This window comes from Bacillus sp. C30 (genome assembly GCF_040838255.1).
In the GTDB taxonomy this organism is placed as follows: Bacteria; Bacillota; Bacilli; order Bacillales; family Bacillaceae_G; genus Bacillus_A; species Bacillus_A mycoides.
Window position 1 is genome coordinate 1 of sequence record NZ_JBFPJH010000565.1, and the last position, 3,060, is coordinate 3,060.

The following is a 3,060-nucleotide window of genomic DNA, read 5'->3' on the forward strand; positions in this document are numbered from 1 at the left end:
TCAGAAGCTCAATTTAGAGCAGATGTACAACGCGCATACAATAATTCTAGTGTGGATGTTTCTGTTCCTGAGAAGCCATCTAAACCAGCAGAAGTACCGACAGCAGTAACAGATGGAATTGCTTATATTGGGGGTTACAACATTAACTTACGTAAAGGACCAGGTACAAGTTATTCAAAGATTCGTCAACTAAACAAACCAGAATCTTATATTGTATGGGGTGAAAAAGATGGTTGGTTAAACCTGGGCGGTGAGCAATGGATTAAGAACGATCCATCTTACGTGAAGTTTGAAAAGAAAAGTACAGTAGATTCTTCTATTGTAGGGAAGCGTGTTGTTTCAAAAGTTAACAATCTACGTTTCTATGATGCTCCATCTTGGCAGGATAAAGATGTTGCTGGCTCTGTAGATACAGGATTAGGATTTACGATTGATGCGAAAGTGAATGTTAATGGTTCACCGCAATATAAAGTACACAATAGCAAAGGTCAAACATACTATGTTACAGCAAATGAAGCCTATGTGTATGTAGTGGTGAAATAAAGAAAAATAGAGCAATCCCTACCAGAAAGTACCCTAGTTAGAAGGAAAGCGTGTGTTGATTCTTACGCTTCTTTATTTCATACAAGAGACGCTGGGTATATCTGGTAGGATCATTGTTCTTATTATATTTTCTTATTAGATAAGATAGGGTTTATCCAAGGAGGGCTGGTTTTATTATGAAATGGTTTTGCGATTTTTATGTTTAGGATTTCTTGGTGCAGTAACATCTGAAGTAGTATGCTACACTTTTGATCCGGATCAAGAAAACTGAAAGTACGCAAATGTTGTCTTAGCTTTTGTAACAAGTATCGAATCTTTTTCATGCGATCAAGTGTGTGTGAAGGTAGAGCAGGGTCGTTACATTGTGTAGTGCGTCTTACTATGTCAGGGTGATAAATGGTAATGTTTTGAATGAGCGCATGGAAAATCCAGAATGATTCGTATAGGGTATGGGTTATTTCTTTTTGTTCATATGTATAGTAAGAAGCTTGAGATACCATTTCCAGGCAAAGTAAACAGTATTGCTCCATATAAAAGAGAGTTGCATCCAACATAGCCTGTGTAGGTGAGGAATCAAGAGGCGCCATTTATACACCACCAATACGAAACAAGATTAGTCATTGCAGTGACATTTACGAATGTTGGGTTTACATGTACATTTTTTTTGCAGCGGTGGTGGGTGAGGGTTACCACTTTTGCAACCACAATTACATCTTCCACAGGGTACAGACTGCCATCCTGTTGGGTGGCAAGCATTACAAGTTTGTTTACAACATGGTGTATGCCCTTCATAGGACTTACAGGGTGTGCAGTGTTCGGGACTCTCTACATCTTTTATAGCGTTCACCTCTTCTAACTTTAATTCTAGCAATAGCTGAGATTTTACAATTGTTTTTAATGTATCATTCACACTTTGATTGATAGCTAGATATTCGCAAAGGTTTCGATTTTTTTGCTTCATGAAATGTTGTAATTTTTCTCCTTCTGCATTGAGTATATGTGATAAACCAATTTCCTCCATGGCAATGGAAGAGAGTAATAAGTTAATGACTTCCTGCCGTGTTAAAGAAATATCAGGTGTGATATCAGGGAGATTAGGAAGGGACATATTTTATTTGGGCCTCCTTTTATCAAAATAAAGGAAAAACAATACATTAGATAGAAAGTTGGGCAAAATAATAAATTATATTTTATGGTAAATATATTTATTTTAAGGGGAACTGTGCAAGAGTCTTATGCAGTTTGCAGAGCACCTATTTTTGTCCATTCTTTCTATATATAGTATGTGGTTGTACTCCTAATCATGTTAGTCTATTGGCGAACGTGACCAAATTAGTTTGTAAGGAGGACGGAAGAGTGGATCGAAATGCTTTTTCCGTGCAGGGGATAAAGAAAAGAATGACAGAATGAATCATTGTAAAATAAAGTTATATTCATTCTATGTATTCTTGTGAGTTACTCTTTGGTTCGAAAAATGTATGTAATATCGATGAATTTGGTTATGAAATCCCTATTCAAGTTTCGGAGCTTGAATAGGGATTTTTTGTTTTAAGGGAAAGAGATAGGAGAATGATACTCCGTTGACTAGATGAATAAATTGAGACAAGTTGTGTTGGAGTTTAATTTTAAAAAGGAGAAACTAATGGTGGAGGGGTGCATATGGTATGTAGAACCAATATGGGTGAAAGTAAATCCAAAGGTTTGATAAAAGTGATATATGTAAATGGGAAGGAGAATGAAGTATGTCGCAACCAAATTTACCGGATATTAATCCGAATATTACTCTGACACGAGAGGAAGCAATTAATTTATTGCTTTCCTCCATCGCCATGCAAGAACTCGGTTTAGCACATATTATTAATGAGAGGGAGAAAAATTGCAATATGCATTAGGAACGTTAACGAATAATAATTTAGCAACGCCCCCTACATTCGATCAATTAATCCAATTAAACAAGAGTGTACAATCTACTTTGAAAAGTGCGTCTGAAAATGAAATGTTGTTAAAAGGAAAGTTAGAAGCTGTTATGGAAATGCCGACGATGTTTGGACCTACAGGTCCTACCGGAGCGGTTGCAAGTGTAAATGGACAAACAGGAGTTGTTGTTGTAGGTGCACAAGATGTAGGGGCCCTTCCTTACAACACTGTACCTTCCAATACGGACCTCAATACTTTAACCGCACCCGGTGTATACAGTGCAGATGGTGCGAGTGGTCCACCAATAAATGCTCCTAATACTAATCCAATTTGGACCTTATATGTATCTGTTATCGCCCCTGGTATTGGGACCTCTTCTATTCTACAACTATTTATTTCAAATCCATCCATCTATGTTCGAAGTCAAACAGGGGGGACTTGGAATCCATGGCAATCTTTCGGTACAACAGGTCCAACGGGAGAAACAGGCCCAACGGGAGAAACAGGTCCAACGGGAGAAACAGGTTCAACGGGAGAAACAGGTTCAACGGGAGAAACAGGTCCAACAGGAGAAACGGGTCCAACGGGAGAAACAGGTCC

Annotated in this window: 3 protein-coding genes and 1 pseudogene; 2 read left to right on the plus strand and 2 right to left on the minus strand. The window is 38.0% G+C overall.

The genetic code is table 11. From position 1 onward, the window contains the following. The coding region (locus AB3X49_RS22880) for an SH3 domain-containing protein (protein WP_483298794.1) at positions 1-543 on the plus strand (543 nt) is incomplete at its 5' end. 122 nt (positions 544-665) lie between these two features. Here the strand turns inward: AB3X49_RS22880 and AB3X49_RS22885 are convergent. Further along, entirely contained in the window at positions 666-1,130 is a 465-nt protein-coding gene (locus AB3X49_RS22885) for a hypothetical protein (RefSeq protein ID WP_367964939.1), read from the minus strand. Positions 1,131-1,156: 26 nt separating this feature from the next. Next, positions 1,157-1,651: an alpha-helical endospore appendage domain-containing protein gene (locus AB3X49_RS22890; protein WP_367964941.1), complete on the minus strand. Its 495-nt coding sequence runs from the start codon at positions 1,649-1,651 to the stop codon at positions 1,157-1,159. A gap of 721 nt (positions 1,652-2,372) precedes the next feature. Here AB3X49_RS22890 and AB3X49_RS22900 point away from each other — a divergent pair. Continuing rightward, a pseudogene (locus AB3X49_RS22900) lies at positions 2,373-3,060 on the plus strand (pyocin knob domain-containing protein); the annotation flags it as partial.